This is a genomic window from Rathayibacter sp. VKM Ac-2835, from assembly GCF_013266705.1.
GTDB lineage: Bacteria > Actinomycetota > Actinomycetes > Actinomycetales > Microbacteriaceae > Rathayibacter.
In genome coordinates this window covers 101,745-122,641 of record NZ_JABSNQ010000002.1, presented here as the reverse complement: position 1 = coordinate 122,641, position 20,897 = coordinate 101,745, and the positions used below count along the sequence as shown (strand labels likewise).

Sequence of the window (20,897 nt, the reverse complement as noted above, 5' to 3'; positions counted from 1 at the left end):
AATCACCGTGCGAACGCGCCCCGGTCGGGGGACCACTCCTCCGACCGGGGCCGTTAGCATTCGAACCATCGTGTCCGCCGCGGCCCGCCGCGCTCAACGGAAAGCCACACTGTGACTCCTCGACGCCGCCGTTCCTCAGCGCTCCCGCTCTCCCTCTCCTCGCTCGCGGTCGGCGCCCTCGCCGTCACGGGCCTCGTCGCCGGGCCCGCCTCCGCCGCGACGGCCGCCGACGGCGCGATCAGCGGCACCGTCACGGCGCCCGCCGTCGCCGGCTCGCACCGCTTCGTGGTGCAGGCCTGGGACATCGACGGCGACCCGAGGGACGCGGACCTCGTCGCCTCGACCGAGACGACCCTCGGCGCAGGAGCCGCGGGTGGCTACACCCTCACCGGCCTGGAGAACGGCTCGTACGTCGTCCGCGTGGTCGAGAAGCCGACCGGCTCAGCCGTCCCCACCGTCGGCGACCAGTTCTGGCAGCGCACCGACTGGGTGGGCGACTCGACGGAGGTCGCCGTCACCGGCGGCCCGGTCACGGCCGTCGACTTCGCGCCCGAGCCCTGGTCCTTCTCCTCGATCCGCATCTCCGGCAGCGACCGCTACGGCACCTCCGTCGCGACAACGCAGTCGGTCGCGCCGGGCGTGCCGGTGCTCTACGTCGCGAGCGGCGGCGGCTGGGCGGACGCGCTGAGCGCCGGTCCGGCCGCTGCGGTCCAGGGCGGCGCCCTGCTACTGACCGACCCGGATCAGCTCTTCCCCGTCACGCGCGCCGAGATCCAGCGGCTCGCCCCGAAGAAGGTCGTCGTCGTCGGCAGCGACCTGACCGTCTCACCGGCCGTCTTCCAGGCGATCGACGCCGTCGCCGGCTCGGTCGTGCGGATCGGCGGCACCGACCGCTACGACACCTCGCGCCTGCTCGTCGCGGACGCGTTCCCCGCCGGCTCGGCCGACGAGGTCTTCCTCGCCACGGGCGGCAACTTCCCCGACGCGCTCTCGGTCGCGCCGGTCGCCGGCCGCCTCGGCGAGCCCGTGCTCCTGGTCGACGGCGCGGAGCCCGACCTCGACGCGGCGAGCCGCACGGCGATCTCCCGCCTCGACCCGGCGACCGCCGTCGTGATCGGCCAGGAGCCCTCGATCTCCGCGGGCATCCAGGCCCAGCTCGTCTCGTCGGGCGTGGTCGACGGAACGGAGCGGATCGGCGGCGAGAGCCGCTACGCCACCAGCCGCCTGGTCAACGAGGCCTACGCCCCGGCCGAGCTCACCGACACGACCTTCCTCGCCTCGGGCGAGGGCTTCGCCGACGCGCTGTCCGGAGCGACGGCCGCCGCCGCGAACGGCTCGCCGATCTCGCTGAGCCGGCCCGCCTGCGTCCCGGCCGAGACGGTCGACTCGCTGAAGCGCCTGCACCTCGACTACGCGACCGTCCTCGGCAGCGAGCTCACGCTCTCGTCCGCGGTCGCCAAGGTCGCGGCCTGCTGACCCGGTGACCTCCGCAGCGCAGAGCCGCGCCCTCCTCCTCGGCATCGAGACCGGCGGCACCAAGGTCGTCGCCGCGGTCGCCGGCCTCGACGACCCCGAGCGGATCCTCGCGAAGACGACCCTGCCCACCCGCGGACCCGCGGAGACCCTCGGCGACCTCGCCGCGTTCACCCGCGACCACGGCGTCGAGGGCACGATCGCCGCGATCGGCGTCGCCTCGTTCGGCCCGCTCGACATCGACCCCGCCTCCCCCGGCTACGGCCAGCTCACCTCCACGCCCAAGCTCGGCTGGGAGGGCGCCGACGTGCTGTCCCCGCTCGAGGCCGCGGCGCCCGGCGCGCGCACCGCCCTCGTGACCGACGTCAACGGCGCCGCCCTCGGCGAGGCGCGCTGGGGCGCCGGGCAGGGCGAGCCCGACTTCGTCTACCTCACGGTCGGCACGGGAGTCGGCGGCGGCATCATCGCCGGCGGACGCCTGCTCGCCGGCAGCGGCTGGCCCGAGGTGGCGCACGTGCTGCCGCGCCGGCACCCGGAGGACCGCTTCGAGGGCACCTGCCCGTTCCACGGCGACTGCCTCGAGGGGCTCGTCGCCGGCCCGGCGATCTCGGCGCGCTGGGGTGTGGACGGCTCGAGCCTCGGCCCCGAGAACGCGGCGGCGAATCTGCGCATCAGCTCGTTCTACCTCGCGCAGCTCGTCACGACGCTCGTCTACGTCGCGGGCGTCCGCCTCGCGATCGTCGGCGGCGGCGTCGCCAAGACGCCCGGCCTGCTCGCCGCCACCGAGGCGGAGGTGGAGCGCCTGATGGGCGCTCCCGGCGCCAACGGCACCGGCGGAGGCCGCCTGCGCCTGGTCCCTCCGGCGCTCGGCGACGAGGCCGGCGTCCGAGGCGCCCTCTCCCTCGCGGAGTCCCTGCTCTGACCCCCCTCCGCGAGATGCCACTCGGGTACGCGACACGCCGTGGAAGGCGTACCCGAGTGGCATCTCGCGGGAGGGAGTGGGGACTAAAGGGCGTCGAGGTCGTGGAGGGCCGCCAGCGCGCGGGCGAGGCGGGCGGACTCGGGCTCGTCCCACCACTTCGGACCGCGCTCGCCGAGGCCGTGCTTGGCCAGGCCCGTCCGCCGGCGGGCGGCGGCGACCGCGGCCTCGTCGCCGGCCTTCTTCGCCGTGCGGACGCCGGAGCGGCCGCGGCCGAGGTGCGACTTCAGCGCCGCGACGACGTCCTCGGGGAGGCTCGGGTCGGTGCGGCGCCAGCGGCGGCCGTTCACGACCAGCCAGCGTCCGTCGTCGGTGGGTCCGTCGTCGAGCGGTCCGTCGCCGGCGGGCCCGTCCTCCGTGCTCACGACGCGGCGTGCGCCAGCGCAGCGTAGGCGCGCTCGGGTCCGGTCGTCTCGAGGAGCGCCGCCGACAGCTCGTCGAGCCGCTCCCGCGCCGCCCCGTCCAGCGCCAGCATCCGACCGGCGGCGACCGCCAGCTCGGGCGCCGTCGCGCTGTTCGGATCGAGCACCTCGGCCACTCCCGCGTCCTCCAGCGCCGCAGCCCCGGCGAACTGATCCGTCGAGAACGGCAGGACGACGAGCGGCACTCCCGCCGTCATCGCCTCCGTCACGCTGTTGTTGCCGCCGTGCGTGACCGCCAGCGCGGAGCGCCCGAGCAGCGTCACCTGCGGCAGGAACCCGCGCACCAGCCAGCCGGCGGGCGCATCGCCGAGCGCCGCCGGATCGGTCGCCCCCGACGCGAGGGCGACGCGCACCGGCCGCCCGTCGACCGAGACCCCGGCCAGCGCCGCGACCACCCGCGCGAGCACGTCGTCGCGCACCGAGAGGAAGCTGCCGAAGCTCACGTAGACCACCGGGTCGTCCGACGCGGCCAGCCACTCCTCCACCTCGGCGTCGCGCGGCTCCCCGCGGACGGCCGAGCCGAGGAAGGCGTGCGGCGGCAGCTGCGCCGTCCGCGCCGCGTCGTGCAGCTCGCCGGGGTAGTTCAGCAGCAGCACGTCGCCGCTCTCGGCGAAGGCGTCGAGGCTGAGCGGTGCCGCCGGGTCGAGGGCGGTCAGCGCGGCGTTCCACTCCGCCGTGAAGGAGTCGCGCACCCGCTCGCAGAGCGCGCGCAGCCGCGCCAGGTCCTCGGCGGACGGCGCGAAGGCGTCGGGCCAGACGGGCGGGAAGCCGTAGACCTCGCCCGGCACCGTCAGTGCGCTCGGGTGGCCGAGCACCACGTCGCCGTACGGCACGCCGAGCGCGCGCAGGGCGACCCGCGCGGTGAAGGCGAGGTGGTCGACGACGATCGCGTCGGGCCGGACCTCGTCGAGGATCTCGCGCAGCCGCGCGGAGACGCCCGCCGGGTCCCAGAGCAGATCGGTCAGCCGCTCGCGCGCCTGGTACTCCAGGGTCGGCACCATGCCGCGGCGGGTCGCGTCGAAGAAGCCGCGGAGCGAGTCGCCCTCGTCGGGCGCCTGCTCCTCCGCCCGGATGGTCCCCGGGTTCGAGCCGCGGCCGAGCCGGAGCGGGACGTGCTCGAAGCCGAAGCCGTCGACGATCGAGCGCGTCGCGTCTCCGGTCGCGACCACGACGCGCTCCCCGGCCGCGCGCCAGGCGGTGCCGAGGGTCGCCAGCGGCAGCAGGTGCGACGCGTAGTCGGGGCTGACGATCAGCAGGGTCACGAGGCGCCCAGCACGAGGTCGCAGCGCAGCGGCCGCTCCTGGTCGGCCGTCGCCCGGACGTAGACGCCGGAGAGCGCGTGCGCCATCGCCTCGATCGTGTAGCGCTCGAGCACCATGGCGCGGCCGCGCTCGGCGGAGAACTCGGCGAGCGGGCCCGCGGCGAGGTCGAGCGCGAGGCAGGCGGCGACGGCGAGCGCCTCGTGGTCGGTGGTGTCGACCAGGAAGCCGGTCACGCCCTCCTCCACGTAGGTCGCGGGGCCGCCCGTGGCCGGGGCGACGACGGGCAGACCCGCGGCGAGCGCCTCGAGCAGCGCGATGCCGAACTCCTCCTTGACGCTCGCGCAGACGTACGCGCCGCCGGCCGCGGCGAGACCGGGCCGGCCGTGGCGGACGGCGCCGAGCCAGCGGGCCACCGTGCCGTTGGGGCGGTGCCCGGCGAGCAGCAGACCGCCGGCCGAGCCGGACCGGGCGGCGACGGCGCGGAGGCGGTCGAGCTGCTCGGTCTCGTCCGGGCTCGGCTCGGCGAGGTCGCCGCCGACCAGGAGGAGGTTCGCGCGATCGCGCAGCGGCGAGCCGGCCCACGCCTCGGCGAGCGTCGCCATCCCCTTCACCCGGTGCAGGCGCCCGACGCTGAGCAGCAGCGGCAGCCCGCGGCGCTCGGCCGGCAGCTCCGCCAGCAGCGCGTCGAGCGCCGAGAGGTCGTCGCCGGCGTCGAGGGCGACGTCCTCGCCCGCGGCGGCGGCGCGGGCCGCGTCCTCGCCGCGCTCGACGAGGCGGACGTCGATCCCCTCCGGCACGATCGTGTGCCGCTCGGGGTGCGCGGTGATGTCGATGCCGAGCATGTCGCGCATCGTCTCCGCCAGCTCGGCGCGCGGGAAGAGCACGGTGTGCGCCGCGTCGGCGGCGAGCCGCTGCACGAGGCGCACGCGGAACCAGAAGTGCTCGACGGCGTCGCGGTCGCCGAAGTCGGCGCGCGAGAGGGCGCCGCTCGCGTCGAGTCCCGCGATCAGGGCGTGCGGGTCGGGCGCGACGGTGAAGACGACGGGGATCTCGAGCTCGCGGGCGACCGCGGCCGCGGCGAGCGAGCCGACGTCGGCCATCCGCAGGTGCAGGACGTCGACGCGGCCGGCGGCGCGGAGGATGCGGCGGATGCCGCGCTCGGCGGCGATGCGGCGCGGCCAGGCCTGCGGCATCGGCACGGCGTCGCCGACGAAGGGCACCGGGGCGAAGCCGTGGCCCGCGGCGGGCAGATCGGCCAGGGCGCGCTCGGCCTCGGCGGGGGTGCCGCGCGAGAGCGTGAGGACCCGGTCGATGCCCTCCTCCTCGGTCAGCGCGTCGCCGAGGCGGACGAGGAGGGTCGCGATGCCGCCGTTGTCGCCGGCCCCGACGCGGGTGAGGGTGCCGTCGATGTCGGCGTGCACGAAGAGCTGGGCGACGGTCGGGCCCGCGCCGGTCACCGGGGCGATGGCGCGGTCGGCGAGCGCGACGCGCGCGACGGGTCCGAGCGGCTCCGGCATCTCGCCGAGGCGGGCGAGCATCAGCGCGGCGTCGTCGGAGGGCCGCTCGCCGAGCGCGTCGGCGGCCGCGGCGCGCGCCTCGAACACCTCGCCCTCGTCGGCGGCGATGTGCAGGAGGGTGCGCTCGGCGATCGCGCCGGGGACCAGCCCCATCGTCTCGACGTAGCGGGCACGGACGTCGCGGTCGCGCTCGCCGATCAGCGCGCCCTCGAGCGCGAGGGCGACGAGGTCGGGCGCGGAGGACGCCCAGAGCAGCAGGGTGCGCTGCGCGAGCATGCCGGCGAAGCCGCCGTCGCGGATCATCCGGAGCAGCGGTCCGACGGCGGCCGGCCGCGGCAGTCGCCCGCCGAACGCCCAGGCGGCGTGCTCGCGGAGGAAGGCCCGCTCGTCGGCGAGCAGCCGGAGCAGCGCGAGGTCGGCCTCCTCGTCGAAGACCTGCGCGAGCGAGTGCACCGCGGCGATGGCGGTGAGCTGGTCGGCGGGGTCGAGGGCCGCGCGGGTGAGCAGGCGCACGGCGCGACCGCCCCCGTCGCTGACAGCGGCGATCGTCAGCGCGTCGGCCGCCCGGATCGCCTCCAGGAGGGTGGGCGCTGCGCGCACGGCGTCGAGAACGGTCTGCGTGGCCACGGGATCACCTGGTCTGGTCGGAGCGGAAGGGGGCGCGTCACAGGACCGCCCCCACGAGCATGCCGCTCCCCGCGCTGGGAAATCACTACTTGCGCCCGAACTCCCCCCGCGCTAGCTCCTTCTGTCAAGGGGGTACCACCCGTGACTTCGCTTTCCGCGAGATGCCGCTCATGAGCTCGACACGCCGCAGAACGAGTGTGCAAGTGGCATCTCGCGGCGGGGATCAGCCCGCCAGCCACTCCACGAGTCGCGGGAGCGGCCACGTCGTGACGATGCGGTCGGGCGGGACGCCGAGGCGCTCAGCGCGCTCGGCGCCGTAGTCGAGGAGGCCGAGCTGGCCGGGGGCGTGCGCGTCGCTGTCGATCGAGAAGAGGCAGCCGGCCTCCAGCGCGAGCGCGATCAGCTCGTCCGGCGGGTCCTCCCGCTCGGGGCGGGAGTTGATCTCGACGGCGGTCCCGTGCTCGGCGCACGCCTGGAAGACGGCCTCCGCGTCGAAGGTGGACGGCGGGCGGGTGCCGCGCTCCCCCGTGACGAGCCGCCCGGTGACGTGCCCGAGCACGCGGGTCCGCGGATGCGCCGCCGCCGCGACCAGGCGCCGCGTCATCTCCCGGCTCGGCATCCGCAGCTTCGAGTGCGCGCTCGCGACCACCACGTCGAGCCGCGCGAGCATCTCCTCCGACTGGTCCAGCGCGCCGTCCTCCAGCACATCGACCTCGATCCCGCTCAGGAGGCGCAGCGACCCGGTGTCGAGGCCGGCCAGGTGCTCCAGCTGGTCGGCGAGCCGCTCGGCGCTCAGCCCGTGCGCGACCCGCAGCCGCGGCGAGTGGTCGGTCAGCGCGAGGTACTCGTGCCCGAGCGACCGGGCCGCATCGGCCATCGCGGCGATCGGCGTCGCACCGTCGGACCACTCGCTGTGGCTGTGCAGATCGCCGCGGAGCAGGCTCCGGAGCGCGCTCTCCGGCAGGGACGCCGTCCCGCGCAGCCCGGCGAGGTAGTCCGGCACCCGCCCCTCGAGCGCCTGGCGGATCACGGTGAAGGTCGTGTCGCCGATTCCCGGCGCCGCGCGGACGAGCGCCAGGTCGGCCCGCTCGCCCTCGGCCATGCCCTCGAGCACGGCGAGCGCCTTGCGGAACGCCTTCGCGCGGTACTTCGACGCCCGCTCCTGCTCGAGCAGGGCGGCGATCTCCTGCAGTGCCGCGAGCGGATCCATGCCCCCGGTCTAGCAGACGGACCGCGTCTCCTGAGTGATCGCCGAGCGCCCTTGCCCGCGCCTCGAGACGCGATATATCGTGACTTCCATCGACTCGCGCTATATCGCGAGTCGTCCCGGCATCACCAGCAGCAGGATCGCCCCATGAGGGCGCAGGAGGAGGAGCACCATGTCGCTCGAGAAATGGCTCGTGCAGGCGGGCGAGACGAAGGTCATCGACCTCGACGTCGTCCGCGCGATCAAGATCGCCCTGGTCGGCGGTCAGATCGACGTCATCGGGCACGACGAGCCCACCGCCCGCGTCGAGGTGCACAGCGTCTCCGGCCGGCCGCTCAAGGTCTCGATGGACGGCGACCGCCTCGAGGTCGACCACATCCAGCTCCGCTGGGACACCGTCGTCGACGTCGCGAAGGGCCTCGGCCGCAACGGCGACCGCGCCGACATCAGCCTCCTCGTCCCCCGCGGCGTCGCGCTGAAGTTCGACACCGTCTCGGCCGACGGCCTCGTCTCCGGACTGCACTCGGACGCCCGCGTCTCCACGGTCGGCGGCGACATCGTCATCGACGGCCTGCGCGGCGACATCGAGGCGAACACCGTCCACGGCGAGCTCTCGGTCCGCAACCACACCGGCCGCGTCACCGCGCACACCGTCTCGGGCGACGTCACCACCGCCGGCGCGCTCACCCGCTTCTCCGTCGACGGAGTCTCGGGCAGCGTCTTCGTCGACGCCGAGGACGCCCCGGACGAGATCCAGTGCAACACCGTCAGCGGCGACCTCACCATCCGGATCGACGAGGGCCTCGGCGCCCGCTACCGGATCAACACCGCCACCGGCACGCTGCAGCTCGACGGCGAGGTCGTGAAGGGCACGTTCGGCCGCGGCTACACCGCGACCACCGGCTCGCTCGACTCGAAGTGGGTCGACGTCACCGCCAACTCGGTGACCGGCGCCGTCACCGTCGTCCGCCGCTCCCCCGCCGCTCCCGCCGCGCAGCGCCTCACCGACGCGAGCGCGCTGTGAGCCCCGTCTTCGCGCACGGACGTCTGCGCCTCTACCTGCTCAACCTTCTCGCGGAGTCGCCCAAGCACGGCTACGAGCTGATCCAGGCGCTCAGCGAGCGCTTCGGCGGCACCTACGCCCCGAGCGCCGGCACGGTCTACCCGCGCCTGGCGAAGCTCGAGGAGGAGGGCCTGGTCACCAAGGAGGCCGACGGCCGCAAGACCGTCTACTCCATCACCGACGCGGGCCGTGCCGAGCTCGCGAACCGCGCGACCGACCTCGGCGACATCGAGGAGGAGCTGACCGACTCCGTCCGCCGCCTGGCCGACGAGGTGCGCCTCGGCGTCGCGGAGGCGATGAAGAGCCTCCGCGCGGACCTGGCGTCCGCCGCCCGCGACTCGCGCCCGTCGCGCGGCGGGCCGGAGCACTCGGCCGAGACGCCCGCCCCGGCGGAGTCGACGGACTCCACCACGGGCGAGCGCCCGCAGGACGCTCCGTCCGACTCCGCGGAGCACGCCGCGCCGGTCGACGCGCGCACCGCCTCCCGGCTCGCCCTGCGCGACGCCGAGGTGCTGCTCACCGAGTTCCGCGACGAGCTGCGCGCCGAGCTGCGCACGGCCGCCGCCCACGGCTCCGTGAGCGCGGCGAGCACGGACGCCCTGCGCAACGCGCTCGACCAGGCGCGCGCGGCGGTCCGCTCCACGCTGAGCTGACGCCCACCGCACCACCGCACCACCGCTGACGGCGGGGATCCCCTCGGGGGTCCCCGCCGTCCGGCTGTCCGCCCGCGCACCTCCGCACAACGAAGGCTCACCGCCCGATTCCGTCGATGACGTCGCCGATCACCCTCCCCAGCCTTGGTTGCGCCGGGCCTTCGCCGACCACCCGCCCCTTGCGCTCCGCCGCTCCAGGACTATATTTCCTATAGGATCTTTTGTGCGGCCAACGCCGGTCGCATCGAGCGCAATGGAGCACTGATGAGCGAGAGCACTCCCACGCCGAACCTCCAGGGGGCGCAGTCCTGGGACGGCGTCGACTGGAACCCGGACACCTGGACCGCCGAGACCTGGCCGATCGCCACCTGCCTGCACGGCATCCCGCCCGTCGGCCGCGACGGCGTCGCCCTGCACGACGCGGCCCCCGAGGTCTGGGACGACATGTTCGCCCAGGTCGAGCAGGTCGGCTTCACCCTCGCCGAGCTCGCCGACAGCCACGTCCGCCCCGCCGACCTCGAGCCCTCGCGCCGAGACGAGTTCCTCAGCATCGCGAGGTCGCACGGCATCGGCATCCCCTCCGTGCACCTGCAGCGCCAGAGCGTGATCATGCCCGGGCACGAGGAGAAGAACCTCGCCTACGCGCACCGCACCATCGACGCCGCCGCCGAGTGGGGCATGCAGGTCTTCTCGACCGGTCTGCACCAGCCGTTCAGCGACGCGCAGAAGCGCGCCCTGTGGTTCTGGACCGCGCAGGGCCCGAAGGACCCCGACGACCGCGACGTCTGGGACGCCGCCGTCAGCCGCATCCGCGAGCTCGGCACGCACGCGGCCGACGTGGGCCTCCCGCTCGCGCTCGAGCTCTACGAGGACACCTACCTCGGCACCGCCGACAGCGCCGTCCGCTTCGTCGAGGAGGTGGGCCTGGACAACGTCGGCCTCAACCCCGATGTCGCGAACCTGATCCGCCTGCACCGCCCGGTCGAGGACTGGCGCGAGCTGTTCGCGAAGACCCTCCCCTACGCCAACTACATGCACGTGAAGAACTACACCCGCGACGAGTCGGCCGACGGCTCCTGGGCCACCTCGGTCCCCTCGACCATGGAGGCCGGTCTCATCAACTACCGCCAGGTCCTGCGCGACGCGATCGAGGGCGGCTTCCGCGGCATCCTCCTCGCCGAGCACTACGGCGGCGACAGCCTCGGCATGTGCTCGACCAACCAGACCTACATCCGCTCGCTGCTGCCCCGCGCGGCCCGGGCCTCGCAGTAAGGAACGCACCACCATGAGCGACACCGCAGACACCGCAGACACCACCGGCACCACCGGCACCACCGCCCCGACCGCGCGCACCATCGCCGTCGTCGGCTCCGGCTACATGGGCGGAGGCATGGCCCAGGTCCTCGCGCTCTCCGGCGCCACCGTCGTCATCGCCGACATCTCCGAGGAGATCGCCCGCAGCAACTACGAGCGCCTGCTCACCGAGACCGCGCAGTTCGTCGCCGACGGCCTCTTCCCCGAGGACGCGGTCGAGCGCATCCGGCAGAATCTCTCCCCCGCCGCGTCGATCGAGGAGGCCGTCGCGACCGCCGACTTCATCGAGGAGGCGGTGCCCGAGAAGATCGAGATCAAGCACGAGACCCTCCGCCGGATCAGCGCCGCCGCGCGCCCCGACGCCGTGATCGGCTCGAACACCTCGACGATCCTGATCGGCTCGCTGGCCGAGGCCGTCACGAACCCCGAGCGCTTCCTCGGCGTGCACTTCTCCAACCCCGCGCCGTTCATCCCCGGCGTCGAGCTGATCCCGCACGAGGGCACCGCCGAGAGCGCGATCGCGCTGGCGGAGGAGATCGTCGCGGCGACCGGCAAGGAGACCGCGCGGGTCAAGGACTCCACCGGCTTCGTGCTCAACCGCCTGCAGTACGCGCTCTTCCACGAGGCGACGCAGATCGTCGAGGAGGGCATCGCCACCCCGGAGGACATCGACACGATCGTCCGCACCACCTTCGGCTTCCGCCTCCCCGTCTTCGGCCCGTTCGCGATCGCCGACATGGCCGGCCTCGACGTCTACGCCTTCTGCTACGCCTCGCTGCAGACCCGCTGGCCCGAGCGCTTCGCCACCCCGGAGTCGCTGGCCGCGCTGGTCGACGCCGGGAAGTTCGGCACCAAGTCCGGCGCCGGCTACCTCGACGTGCCCGCCGAGCGCACGGCCGAGCTGATCGCGTACCGCAACCGCGCCTACGTCGCCATCAAGAAGCTGATGGACGAGCTCGGCCCCGCGCCGATCGCCTGACGCGCCGACCGAGAAGGAGCACCCTCATGACCGCATTCCCCGAGTCCCGGACCGTCGTCCTCACCGGCGCCGCGTCCCCGCGCGGCATCGGCCGCTACTCCGCCCACCACCTCGCCGAGCAGGGCTGGAACGTCGGGATCATCGACCTCCACGCCGAGGCCGCGCAGGAGGTGGCCGCCGAGATCGCCGAGCAGCACGGCGTCCAGGCCGCGGGAGCCGGCGCGAACGTCGCCGACGACGCGCAGGTCCGCGCCGCCTTCGACGCGCTCGAGGCCGCCCTCCCGCCCGTCGTGGCGCTGGTCAACCTGGCCGGGATCGCCTCCCCCGTCTCCTACCTCGAGGTCACCCCCGAGGAGTGGCAGCGGGTGATCGACGTCAACCTCAACGGCGTGCACTTCAGCACCCGCCGCGCGGTGGAGTCGATGATCACCCGCGGCGTCGGCCGCGTCGTCAGCCTCTCCTCCGTCTCCGCGCAGCGCGGCGGCGGCACCTTCAGCAAGACCGCGTACTCGGCGGCGAAGGCCGGCGTCATCGGCTTCACCCGCAGCGTCGCCCGCGAGCTGGGCGGGCAGGGGATCACGGTCAACGCGATCTCCCCCGGCCCGATCGACACCGACATCATGGGCGGCACCCTCACTGAGGAGCGCAAGACGGCCATGGCCGCCGACGGCGTCCTCCCCCGCATAGGCACGCCCCGCGACATCGCCGCGGCGATCGCGTACCTCATCAGCGAGGACTCCGGCTTCGTGACGGGTCAGACCCTGAACGTCGACGGCGGCCTCTACATGCACTGATCGCCTCCGGCCCTCACTCGAACGGACACCCCATGAACAAGCTCACCGGAACCTGGTCGCTCGGCCGCTGGATCTTCCTCGGCGTCGGCGTGATCCTCGTCGCCGTCGGCATGGCGCAGATCCTGCCCGCGCTCGGCTCCTGACCCCTCCCACCCCTCACCGCATTCGGCCGACTCAAAGGAGAGCGCCTTGACCACCTCGTCCCCAGCCCTCGGATCCACCCGTGATCCCGCGCTGAAATCCGCCATCTCGAAGGCGTCGCGGCATCTGATGCCGATGCTCGTCATCCTCTACTTCGTCGCGTTCCTCGACCGCACCAACGTCGGCTTCGCCGAGGAGGCGCTCTCGGTCGACCGGGGCATCTCGGACGGAGCGTTCGCGCTCGGCGCCGGCATCTTCTTCATCGGCTACGCGATCTTCGAGATCCCGAGCAACCTGCTGCTCAAGCGCTTCGGCGCCCGGTTCTGGCTGGCCCGCATCGCGGTCACCTGGGGCATCGTGGCCGCGGCGTTCGCCTTCACCACCGGCGACACGATGTTCATCATCCTGCGCTTCCTGCTCGGCGTGACCGAGGCCGGCCTCTTCCCCGGCGTGATCATGTTCCTGTCGGAGTGGTTCCCCAACAAGGTGCGCGTGCAGATGTTCGCGATCTTCTACCTGGCGCAGCCCTTCTCGCAGATGCTCGGCGCCCCGCTCAGCGGCGGACTGATCAGCGTCGGCAACCAGATCACCCCGTGGGAGGGCTGGCAGGTGATGTTCTTCACCGAGGGCGTGCTCGCGGTGATCGCCGGCTTCGCGGCGCTGAAGTTCCTGACGAACCATCCGCAGAAGGCGAAGTGGCTGACGCAGGGCGAGAAGGACTCGTTGACGGCGGCGATGGAGCGCGAGGACACCGTGCGCCAGGCCGACGGCCCGACCGGCATCTGGAAGGCGATGGCCAGCTGGAAGGTCTGGTACTTCACGATCATCTACTTCTGCCTGCAGATCGCGGTCTACGGCACCACCTTCTACCTCCCGCAGCAGGTCGCGAACCTGATCGGGCAGGACGTCGGCTTCCAGGTCGGCCTCGTCTCGGCCATCCCGTGGCTGGTGGGCCTGTTCGCCTGCTACTACGTGGGCCAGCACGCCAACACCATCCGCCGCCGCCGCTCCTGGGGCGCGATGTTCTACATCTTCACCGGCCTGTCGATCTTCGGCTCGGCCTGGGCGGGATCGGCCGGACAGCCGATCCTCGGCCTGCTGTTCATCACCCTCGCGGTGGCGAGCTTCCTCTCCGTCGGACCGATCACCTGGGCCTACCCGACCGCGTTCCTCACCGGAGCGGCGGCCGCGGCCGGCATCGGCCTGATCAACTCGCTCGGCAACCTGGGCGGCTTCGTCGCCCCGCTGATGCGCAACGGCTTCAACGAGGCCGTGCCCACCGAGAGCGGCGTGTGGGGAGTCGTCTCCCTCGGCGTCTTCGCGTTCCTCGCGGCCGCCATGATGTTCTGCACCAAGTTCTTCCGCGGCTCCAAGGCGGACGAGCTGCTCGAGACCACGAGCGTCCAGGCGGGCCACTGACCCGCAGCCGCCCGCTCGGAGGGCCCGACCGCACCGCGCGGCCGGGCCCTCCGTCGTCCGCCGCCCGAGCAGCCCGCGCAGCCCGCGCAGCGGGCACCCATGCTGATCGAGCGACCGGCGCAGCGGCCATCCATGCTGATCGAGCAGCCCGCGCAGCGGGCACATCGAGATCCACCCCCTGCAGACGCCGGGTCTCGATACGCCGCTCCGCGGCTGCTCGACCAGCACGGGTCGCCGCACTCGCGCACACCTCGCGCTCTGACAGCGCACCGTCGGGCCGACTTCGGCACGCGAGACGACCTCCGGCACGCGGGGATCGCCCGGTTCCGCGAGCCGAGGCGGATTCCGCGGGCCGGGGCCGGTTCCGCGAGCCGGAGCTCGGCCGCGCGCCGGCTAGCGCGCGCGGACGGAGTCGCGGCGCGAGCGCTCGCGCACCCGCTCGATGTGCACGCGCATCGCCGCCGCAGCCGCTTCGGGGCCGGCCGCGAACGCGTCGACGATCGCCCGGTGCTCCACCACGGCGTCGTCCGCGTCGCTGACGCCCGTCTGCACGGTCTGGCGCATGCGGTGCACGCGCGTCGAGATCGCCTCGGACATGTCGATCAGGAACGGGTTGTGCGTGCCCTCGAAGATCAGGTGGTGGAAGTTCCAATCCACCGCGAAGTACTCGCGCAGCAGCGCCACCGGCAGCTCGCCCTCGGTCGAGGCCGCGCGCACGACGACGGTCATCGCCTCGTGCGCGGCGAGCGCCTCCTGCAGCCGCGGCACCAGCGCCGCCTCGTGCGCCGAGGCGAGGGCGGCCGCGCCGCTCTCGAGCACCAGCCGCGCGTCGAAGAGCGCGTCCAGCTGGTCGTCGGCGAGCGGCGGCGCCACCCGGTAGCCCTTGTTGGCCACCCGGGTGACGAGGCCCGTGCGCTCGAGCTGCACGAGCGCCTCGCGCACCGGCGTCGGCGAGACGCCGAGCTCGCGCGCCACCGCGTCGATCGAGAGGCGCATGCCCGGCTCGATGTCCGGGCCGAGCAGCACGTCGAGAACGCGGTCGTAGACGTGGTCGCGCAGCCCGCGCCGCTCGATCGACTCCGCGCCGGTGAGGCGGAACACGGGGTCGGTCATCACAGCCTCGCGGATCGGTGCGGCACCGGTCCGGTGCCGCTCGGTGAAGGGGTCGGCTCAGCTTACGCAGTCGCTCCCGAGCGCTCGTACGCGACGATCTCCTCCACCTTCGCTGCCGAGGCGCTCGACTCGTCGAAGACGTAGCCGAGCCACTCGCGCACGTTCCGCCGGGCGACCTCGATGCCGACGACGCGCTGCCCCATGCAGAGCACCTGCGCGTCGTTCGAGAGCACGCCGCGCTCCACCGAGAAGGAGTCGTGCGCCGTCACGGCGCGGATCCCCTCGACCTTGTTCGCCGCGATCGCGACGCCCAGGCCGGTGCCGCAGATCAGCAGCGCCCGGTCGGCCTCGCCGCGGGCGACCAGCTCGGCCGCCGCGATCGCGACGCTCGGGTACGGCGTGTGCGACTCCGCGTCCACGCCGACGTCGACGACCGAGACCACCCGGTCGTCGGCCTCGAGGTCGCGCTTCAGGATCTCCTTGTAGTCGTAGCCGGCGTCGTCCGATCCGACGACGATCCTCCAGGTGGTGCTCATGCTGTCTCTCCTTCGTTGCTGGACGGTGCGGTCGTGGACGATGCGGTGCCGGATGCGGCACCGAGCTGCGGTGCGATCGCCTCGACGATCAGCGCGAACGAGACCGCACCGGGGTCGGGCGTGCCGAGCGACTTCTCGCCGTGCGAGCGCGCGCGGCCGAGGCCGGGCATCAGGTCCGAGGTGGCGTCGGCGGCCGAGCGCGCGGCGATGGCCGCGGCGCCCCAGGCGTCCGCCAGCGCGTCGCCCGCGCCGGCCCGCTCCGCGAGCGTCTCGGCGAACGGCACCAGCGCGTCGACCATCGTCTTGTCGCCGACGCTCGCCTTCCCGTAGCCGCGGACGGCGTCGGAGGCGGCGGTCACTCCCGCGCTCACCTCGCGCGCGCTCACGGCGCGGTCGTCGCCGAGCGCCCCGCCGACGCTGCGGAGGATGACGCCCCAGAGCGCTCCGGAGGTCCCGCCCGCCCGGTCCGACCAGGCGTCGCCGGCCCGGGTGAGCAGCGTCTGCGCCCCCGCTCCGCGCTCGAGCACGCCGGCCGCCTCCTGCGCGGCGGCCCGCGCCCCGCGCTGCATGCCGATGCCGTGGTCGCCGTCGCCCGCGATCGCGTCGAGGCGGCCGAGCTCGTCGGCGTTCGCGTCGATCACGTCGCGGATCGCGCCCAGCGCGTCGGACACCCGCACGGCGGCGGCACGCGACTCCTCGGAGGACTCGCCGATCTCCTCCGCGACCTCCTCGGCCTGCGTCGCGGTCACGGTCACCAGTGCGCCGCCGTCGACCGCGCCGGTGCGGAAGGCCGGGGTGTCGCTCGGCGCCGACCAGAGCGTCTCGAGCTCCTCGTCGACCCAGAACAGCGTCAGCGAGACGCCGGCCATGTCGAAGCTGGTGCAGAACTCGCCCACCTGCGGGTCGACGAGGGTGATCCCGCGCGCCTCGAGCAGGTCCGCGATCGTGCTGAAGACGACGAACAGCTCCTCGCTCTTCACCGAGCCGAGGCCGTTCAGCACGGGGACCACGCGGGCGCCGTCGACGCCGACGCCCTCGGGGATCTCGGCGTCGGCGAGCAGGTGCGTGACGAACAGCTCGGCGAGCTCCGCGGCACTGGGGATCTCGACCTCGTCGATCCCGGGCTCGCCGTGGATGCCGAGCCCGACCGCCATCCGGCCCTCGGGGACCGAGAACAGCGGCTCCTCCGCGCCGGGCAGCGTGCAGCCGGTGAAGGCGACGCCGAGGGAGCGGGTGCGCGCGTTGCCCAGCACGGCCACGCGCTCCACGTCGTCGATCGAGTAGCCCGCGGCGGCGGCCGCTCCCGCCACCTTGAAGACGGTGAGGTCGCCCGCGATCCCGCGGCGCTTGTGCGCCTCCTCGGGCTTCGCGCTGAAGACGTCGTCGGTCACGGTGACGGTGCGGCAGTCGATGCCGTCGGCCCGCACCGCGTCCTGCGCGGCGGTGAAGTGCAGCACGTCGCCGGCGTAGTTGCCGTAGCTGAGCAGCACGCCGCGGCCCTGCTCGCTCGCACGGATCACCGACTCGACCTGGTGCGCCGAGGGCGAGGCGAAGAGGTTGCCCATCGCGGCGCCGTGGGCGAGGCCGGGGCCGACCAGTCCGGCGAAGGCGGGGTAGTGCCCGGAGCCGCCGCCGATGACGACCGCGACCTCGGGCTCCTCGGAGCGGGTCGAGCGGGACACGCCGCCGACGACCTTGCGGACCCAGCGGCCGTTGGCGCGGACGAAGCCGTCGACCATGTCGTCGGCGAAAGCGGCGGGTTCGTTCCAGAGACGGGTCATGCTCGTCGGCTCCTCATCATCGAGTGCGCCGGCCCTCCGGCCGGACCCATCGATCCTATAGGATTTCCACCCCGTCCTCCAGGCGACGCGGGCGGCTACTGCCGCCCCACCGCCAGCGCCTCCTCCTCGACGTCGAGGAACGCCAGCGCGCTGCGCACCGCCGGCTCCTGGTAGCGCCCCTCGGCGCGCGCCTTCAGCACCGCCTCGCGCTCGGCCGCGATCATCACGCGGCGCAGCCGGTTGTAGGAGTGGGTGAGCGGCTCCGCGTCCTCCCCCGCCGGCGGATTCTCCAGCGCATCCGCGAGGAACACCGCGTTCCGCCGCAGCCGGTCGAGCACCCGCTCCTCGACGCCGTCCTGCGGCTCCTGGTCGAGCCGGGCGAGGCCGGCCGTCTGCGCCTCGGCCAGCAGCATCTGCTTCTCCACGTGCTCCTGCTGCTCGTTCGGCGGCGGCAGCCTGAGCAGCCGCACCACCCGCGGCAGCGCGAGCCCCTCGACGAGCGTCCCCGCCACCACCACGAACGCCAGGAACTGCAGGAACGCCCGCTGCGGCGTCTCCTCCGGCAGCAGGAACGCCGCGGCGAGCGTGACGACCCCGCGGATCCCCGCGAACGACACCCCGAGCGCCGTCGGCCAGGTCCAGCCGCGCTGCTGCAGCCGTCGCGGACCGTGCCGGAAGAGCACGGTGGTCATGCACATCCAGAGCACCCGGCTGACGATCAGCGCCGCGAGCAGCGCCGCGCTGATGCCGATCCCCTGCCAGACGCCGATGTCCGAGTCGGCGGTCGCCGCGACCACCGAGGACAGGCTGAGCCCGATGAAGAGGAAGACCGCGTTCTCGAGCAGGAACTGGATCGTGCGCCAGTTCAGCGACTCCGCGATCCGCGCCTGGGCCGACTGGATCACCGGCGCGCGGAAGCCGAGGAACAGCCCCGCGACCACCACCGCGAGCACCCCCGAGCCGTGCAGCAGCTGCGCCGGGATGAACGCGACGTACGGCGTCACCAGCGAGAGGCTCGTGTCGAGCACGGAGGAGGACACCTGCTTGCGCACGACGCCCAGCACGAACGCCACCAGCAGGCCGACGCCCGCGCCGACCACCACCGCCAGCACGAAGTCGAGCGCGATCCCGCCCGGTGTCACCGTGCTGACGATCGCGAGCAGCGACGCGTTCAGCGCCACCAGCGCGGTCGCGTCGTTGAGCAGGCTCTCGCCCTCGAGCACCGTCAGCATCCGCCGCGGCAGCCGCAGCCGCCCGGCGATGGCCGTCACCGCCACGGCGTCGGTCGGCGCCACGATCGCGCCGAAGGCGAGGGCCGCGGCGATCGAGATCGCGGGCACCACCGCCCAGGCGACCGCGCCGACCACCAGCACCGTGAAGACCACGAGCCCGACCGAGAGCAGCAGGATGCTGTCGCCGCGGGCGCGGACGTCCAGCACCGAGGTGCGGATCGCCGCCGCGTAGAGCAGCGGCGGCAGGATGCCGTAGAGGACGACGTCCGGCTCGACCACGACCTCGGGGATCCCGGGGACGAAGGAGGCCAGCGCGCCGACGGCGACCAGCGCCACGGGAGCCGACCAGCCCGCCCTGCCCGACAGCCCCGTCACCAGCACGGTGACGACCACGAACGAGACGATCCAGATGATGGCGACGACCGGTTCCTCCACGCGGCTCCCTCCCGAGAGCCGAGCCTAGGCCCGAGTGCCGACCCTAGGCACCGGCCTCGTGGATGTCGCGGGCCTTGGTCACGCGCCCCGCGTCGACCGGGTTCATCCCGAGCACGATCTTGCCGCGCGAGTGCCGCTTCTCCAGGTCGTCGAAGGCGTCCTGCACGAAGCCGTAGGGGTAGAAGCCCGAGACCAGCACCCGCAGCTTCTGGTCGCGGACGAGCGCGACCAGCTCGCCGAGGATCTCGGTGTCCCGGCGCGCGGTCTCGGCGTCGGGCCACACGGCGCGCAGCTCGATCTCCTTGCGGTCGTCGCTGGAGTGGAAGCGGCCCGGCTCGATGCCGAGGTCCGCGGCGAGCTCCGCGTTGTCGCCGCCGAAGTTGTCGAGGAAGACGGTCACGCCGTTCGGAGCGGCCGCGCGGATGCGGTCGACGATGCCGTCGCCGTAGACGATCGGCTTCACCCCGATCTGGCGGAGGTAGTCGAAGTTGCGCTCGCCGCAGGTGCCGAGCACGGTCGCGCCGCGCAGCTTCGCCAGCTGGATCTCCATGCTCCCGACGCCGCCCGCCGCCGCCGAGACGACGACGGTGTCGTCCGGCCCGATGTGCATGGCCTCGATCGCGCGCCAGGCGGTGACGCCGGCGAGGAACAGCGCGCCCCCGACCTCCCAGCTCACCGAGGCGGGCTTGGCGACGAGGTTCTGGCGCGGGACGACGATGTGCGTGGCGTGCGAGCCGACCAGCGCGTGCCCGACGACGTCGGTGCGCAGCTTGATGTCGCGCACACCCTCGCCGAGGCCGACGACGATGCCGGAGAAGTCGGTGCCCTGGCGCATCGGGAAGGCGGCGGAGTGGTCGGAGTCGAACATCCCCTGCCGGATGAACGCCTCCATGTGGTTCACACCGGCCGCGAGGACCTCGACCAGCACCTCCCCCGGCCCGGGCTGAGGTCGCGCGATGTCCGCGATCTCGAGCACGTCCACGCCGCCGAAGCGGGAGAACTGGACGGCACGGGCGGAGTCGGAGCGCAGACGGGACATGCGCTCATCATCCGCCCCCGGCGGCGCGACCCCGTGGCCCCCGAAAGGGGACATGCGACTCCGAAGGGGCCGATCGGGCCGTCAGGCGACGGTGCCGGCGTCCCCCTTGGCGACGGCGTCCGGGCAGTAGAGCTGCGTGCGCGGGCCGCTGCGGTCGATCACGTGCTCCGACATCAGGCGGCCGCAGAGCGGGCAGGCCCGGCCGGCGGGAGCCTCGGGCTCGGGCTGGTCGTAGGGCCCGAGCGGCGGCGGGCCGAGCCAGGGGAAGAGCCGCGCGTTGAAGCGCTGGTAGAGGGATCGGGTCGGCTTCGCCATATGCTTAGTGTACTAATCATCAGTGCGCGAGGGAAAAGGGAGGCCGACTCCGTGGACAGCGATCCTCAGGACATCGATCCGCTCGCCCTGCAGAACCAGGTCTGCTTCTCGCTCGCCGTGGCCGCGCGGACCGTCATCGGCCTCTACCGCCCCGTCCTCGAGCCGCTCGGGCTCACCCATTCGCAGTACCTGGTGATGCTCGCGCTCTGGGAGCGCGCCCCCCGCTCGCTCGCCGACCTCGGCGCCGCCCTGCACCTCGAGCCGGCCACCCTCAGCCCCCTGGTGAAGCGCCTCGAGGCGACCGGCTGCGTCACGCGCGCCCGCAGCACCGAGGACGAGCGCCGCCTCGACGTCGCACTCACCCCGTCCGGAGCCGCGCTCCGCGAGCGCGCACTCCAGGTCCCCCCGCGGATCGTCGAGCGCCTCGACCTCCCTCTCGACGAGCTGACCGCCGTCCGCGACGCCCTCACCCGCCTGATCGGCGCCGCCACCGGCCCCTGACCCGGGACCTCGATACGCCCTGCGGGCTGCTCGATCAGCAGGGGTGCGCCGCCCAGCGGGCCGTTCGATCAGCAGGGATGCCCCGGGAACGACGA

Annotated in this window: 19 protein-coding genes; 9 read left to right on the top strand and 10 right to left on the bottom strand. The window is 73.6% G+C overall.

All coding sequences use genetic code 11. The annotated features are described in order from the left end of the window. Positions 1-111: 111 nt before the first annotated feature. Together HRK28_RS08515 and HRK28_RS08510 are read left to right on the top strand one after the other, a co-directional pair. Entirely contained in the window at positions 112-1,476 is a 1,365-nt protein-coding gene (locus HRK28_RS08515) for a cell wall-binding repeat-containing protein (RefSeq protein ID WP_173251102.1), read from the top strand. A gap of 4 nt (positions 1,477-1,480) precedes the next feature. Then, a complete protein-coding gene (locus HRK28_RS08510; RefSeq protein WP_173251101.1) occupies positions 1,481-2,395 on the top strand; it encodes an ROK family protein in 915 nt (304 codons plus the stop codon). An 83-nt stretch (positions 2,396-2,478) separates the two neighbouring features. Here HRK28_RS08510 and HRK28_RS08505 read toward each other — a convergent pair whose 3' ends face one another. The 4 genes from HRK28_RS08505 to HRK28_RS08490 all read right to left on the bottom strand — a co-directional run bounded on the left by HRK28_RS08505 (position 2,479) and on the right by HRK28_RS08490 (position 7,490). Beyond that, positions 2,479-2,748: a biopolymer transporter Tol gene (locus tag HRK28_RS08505; RefSeq protein WP_173251953.1), complete on the bottom strand. Its 270-nt coding sequence runs from the start codon at positions 2,746-2,748 to the stop codon at positions 2,479-2,481. A gap of 65 nt (positions 2,749-2,813) precedes the next feature. Next, the gene (locus tag HRK28_RS08500) at positions 2,814-4,136 is read right to left on the bottom strand and encodes a glycosyltransferase (RefSeq protein ID WP_173251100.1); all 1,323 of its coding nucleotides are present in this window, start codon (positions 4,134-4,136) and stop codon (positions 2,814-2,816) included. Beyond that, on the bottom strand, positions 4,133-6,280 hold the full coding sequence (locus tag HRK28_RS08495; protein ID WP_173251099.1) for a glycosyltransferase: 2,148 nt from the start codon (positions 6,278-6,280) through the stop codon (positions 4,133-4,135). Before HRK28_RS08495 ends, HRK28_RS08500 begins: the two co-directional genes overlap by 4 nt. A gap of 223 nt (positions 6,281-6,503) precedes the next feature. Beyond that, positions 6,504-7,490: a PHP domain-containing protein gene (locus tag HRK28_RS08490; protein ID WP_173251098.1), complete on the bottom strand. Its 987-nt coding sequence runs from the start codon at positions 7,488-7,490 to the stop codon at positions 6,504-6,506. Between the two features lie 169 nt (positions 7,491-7,659). Between HRK28_RS08490 and HRK28_RS08485 the strand changes: the two genes are divergently transcribed. The 6 genes from HRK28_RS08485 (at position 7,660) to HRK28_RS08460 (ending at position 13,850) form a co-directional block, all read left to right on the top strand. Next, positions 7,660-8,511: a hypothetical protein gene (locus HRK28_RS08485; protein ID WP_160091085.1), complete on the top strand. Its 852-nt coding sequence runs from the start codon at positions 7,660-7,662 to the stop codon at positions 8,509-8,511. Continuing rightward, positions 8,508-9,203, top strand: a complete 696-nt coding sequence (locus tag HRK28_RS08480; protein ID WP_173251097.1) for a PadR family transcriptional regulator — start codon at positions 8,508-8,510, stop codon at positions 9,201-9,203. The genes HRK28_RS08485 and HRK28_RS08480 overlap by 4 nt, the downstream gene beginning before the upstream one ends. Before the next feature lie 264 nt (positions 9,204-9,467). Continuing rightward, complete coding sequence (locus tag HRK28_RS08475) at positions 9,468-10,475, top strand: sugar phosphate isomerase/epimerase (RefSeq protein WP_173251096.1); 1,008 nt, start codon at positions 9,468-9,470, stop codon at positions 10,473-10,475. A gap of 13 nt (positions 10,476-10,488) precedes the next feature. Then, positions 10,489-11,496: a 3-hydroxyacyl-CoA dehydrogenase family protein gene (locus HRK28_RS08470; RefSeq protein WP_173251095.1), complete on the top strand. Its 1,008-nt coding sequence runs from the start codon at positions 10,489-10,491 to the stop codon at positions 11,494-11,496. A gap of 26 nt (positions 11,497-11,522) precedes the next feature. After that, positions 11,523-12,290, top strand: a complete 768-nt coding sequence (locus HRK28_RS08465; RefSeq protein ID WP_173251094.1) for an SDR family NAD(P)-dependent oxidoreductase — start codon at positions 11,523-11,525, stop codon at positions 12,288-12,290. A 189-nt stretch (positions 12,291-12,479) separates the two neighbouring features. Continuing rightward, positions 12,480-13,850 carry an MFS transporter gene (locus HRK28_RS08460; RefSeq protein ID WP_254304714.1) on the top strand — a complete coding sequence of 457 codons (1,371 nt, stop codon included), beginning with the start codon at positions 12,480-12,482 and terminating at the stop codon, positions 13,848-13,850. A gap of 393 nt (positions 13,851-14,243) precedes the next feature. Here the strand turns inward: HRK28_RS08460 and HRK28_RS08455 are convergent, their stop codons facing one another. The 6 genes from HRK28_RS08455 to HRK28_RS08430 all read right to left on the bottom strand — a co-directional run bounded on the left by HRK28_RS08455 (position 14,244) and on the right by HRK28_RS08430 (position 20,301). Further along, positions 14,244-14,963 (bottom strand): GntR family transcriptional regulator, encoded by a 720-nt coding sequence (locus tag HRK28_RS08455; protein WP_173251093.1) that lies wholly within the window; start codon positions 14,961-14,963, stop codon positions 14,244-14,246. Between the two features lie 62 nt (positions 14,964-15,025). Continuing rightward, the gene (locus tag HRK28_RS08450) at positions 15,026-15,499 is read right to left on the bottom strand and encodes a ribose-5-phosphate isomerase (protein ID WP_123741040.1); all 474 of its coding nucleotides are present in this window, start codon (positions 15,497-15,499) and stop codon (positions 15,026-15,028) included. Continuing rightward, entirely contained in the window at positions 15,496-17,280 is a 1,785-nt protein-coding gene (locus HRK28_RS08445) for a dihydroxyacetone kinase family protein (protein WP_173251092.1), read from the bottom strand. The genes HRK28_RS08450 and HRK28_RS08445 overlap by 4 nt, the downstream gene beginning before the upstream one ends. A gap of 95 nt (positions 17,281-17,375) precedes the next feature. Further along, positions 17,376-18,947, bottom strand: a complete 1,572-nt coding sequence (locus HRK28_RS08440) for a sodium:proton antiporter (RefSeq protein ID WP_160091092.1) — start codon at positions 18,945-18,947, stop codon at positions 17,376-17,378. Positions 18,948-18,990: 43 nt separating this feature from the next. Then, on the bottom strand, positions 18,991-19,986 hold the full coding sequence (locus HRK28_RS08435; RefSeq protein WP_160091093.1) for an NADP-dependent oxidoreductase: 996 nt from the start codon (positions 19,984-19,986) through the stop codon (positions 18,991-18,993). 81 nt (positions 19,987-20,067) lie between these two features. Beyond that, positions 20,068-20,301 (bottom strand): hypothetical protein, encoded by a 234-nt coding sequence (locus tag HRK28_RS08430; protein ID WP_173251091.1) that lies wholly within the window; start codon positions 20,299-20,301, stop codon positions 20,068-20,070. A 51-nt stretch (positions 20,302-20,352) separates the two neighbouring features. Between HRK28_RS08430 and HRK28_RS08425 the strand changes: the two genes are divergently transcribed. Then, complete coding sequence (locus tag HRK28_RS08425; protein ID WP_367948375.1) at positions 20,353-20,802, top strand: MarR family winged helix-turn-helix transcriptional regulator; 450 nt, start codon at positions 20,353-20,355, stop codon at positions 20,800-20,802. The last annotated feature ends 95 nt before the right edge of the window (positions 20,803-20,897 follow it).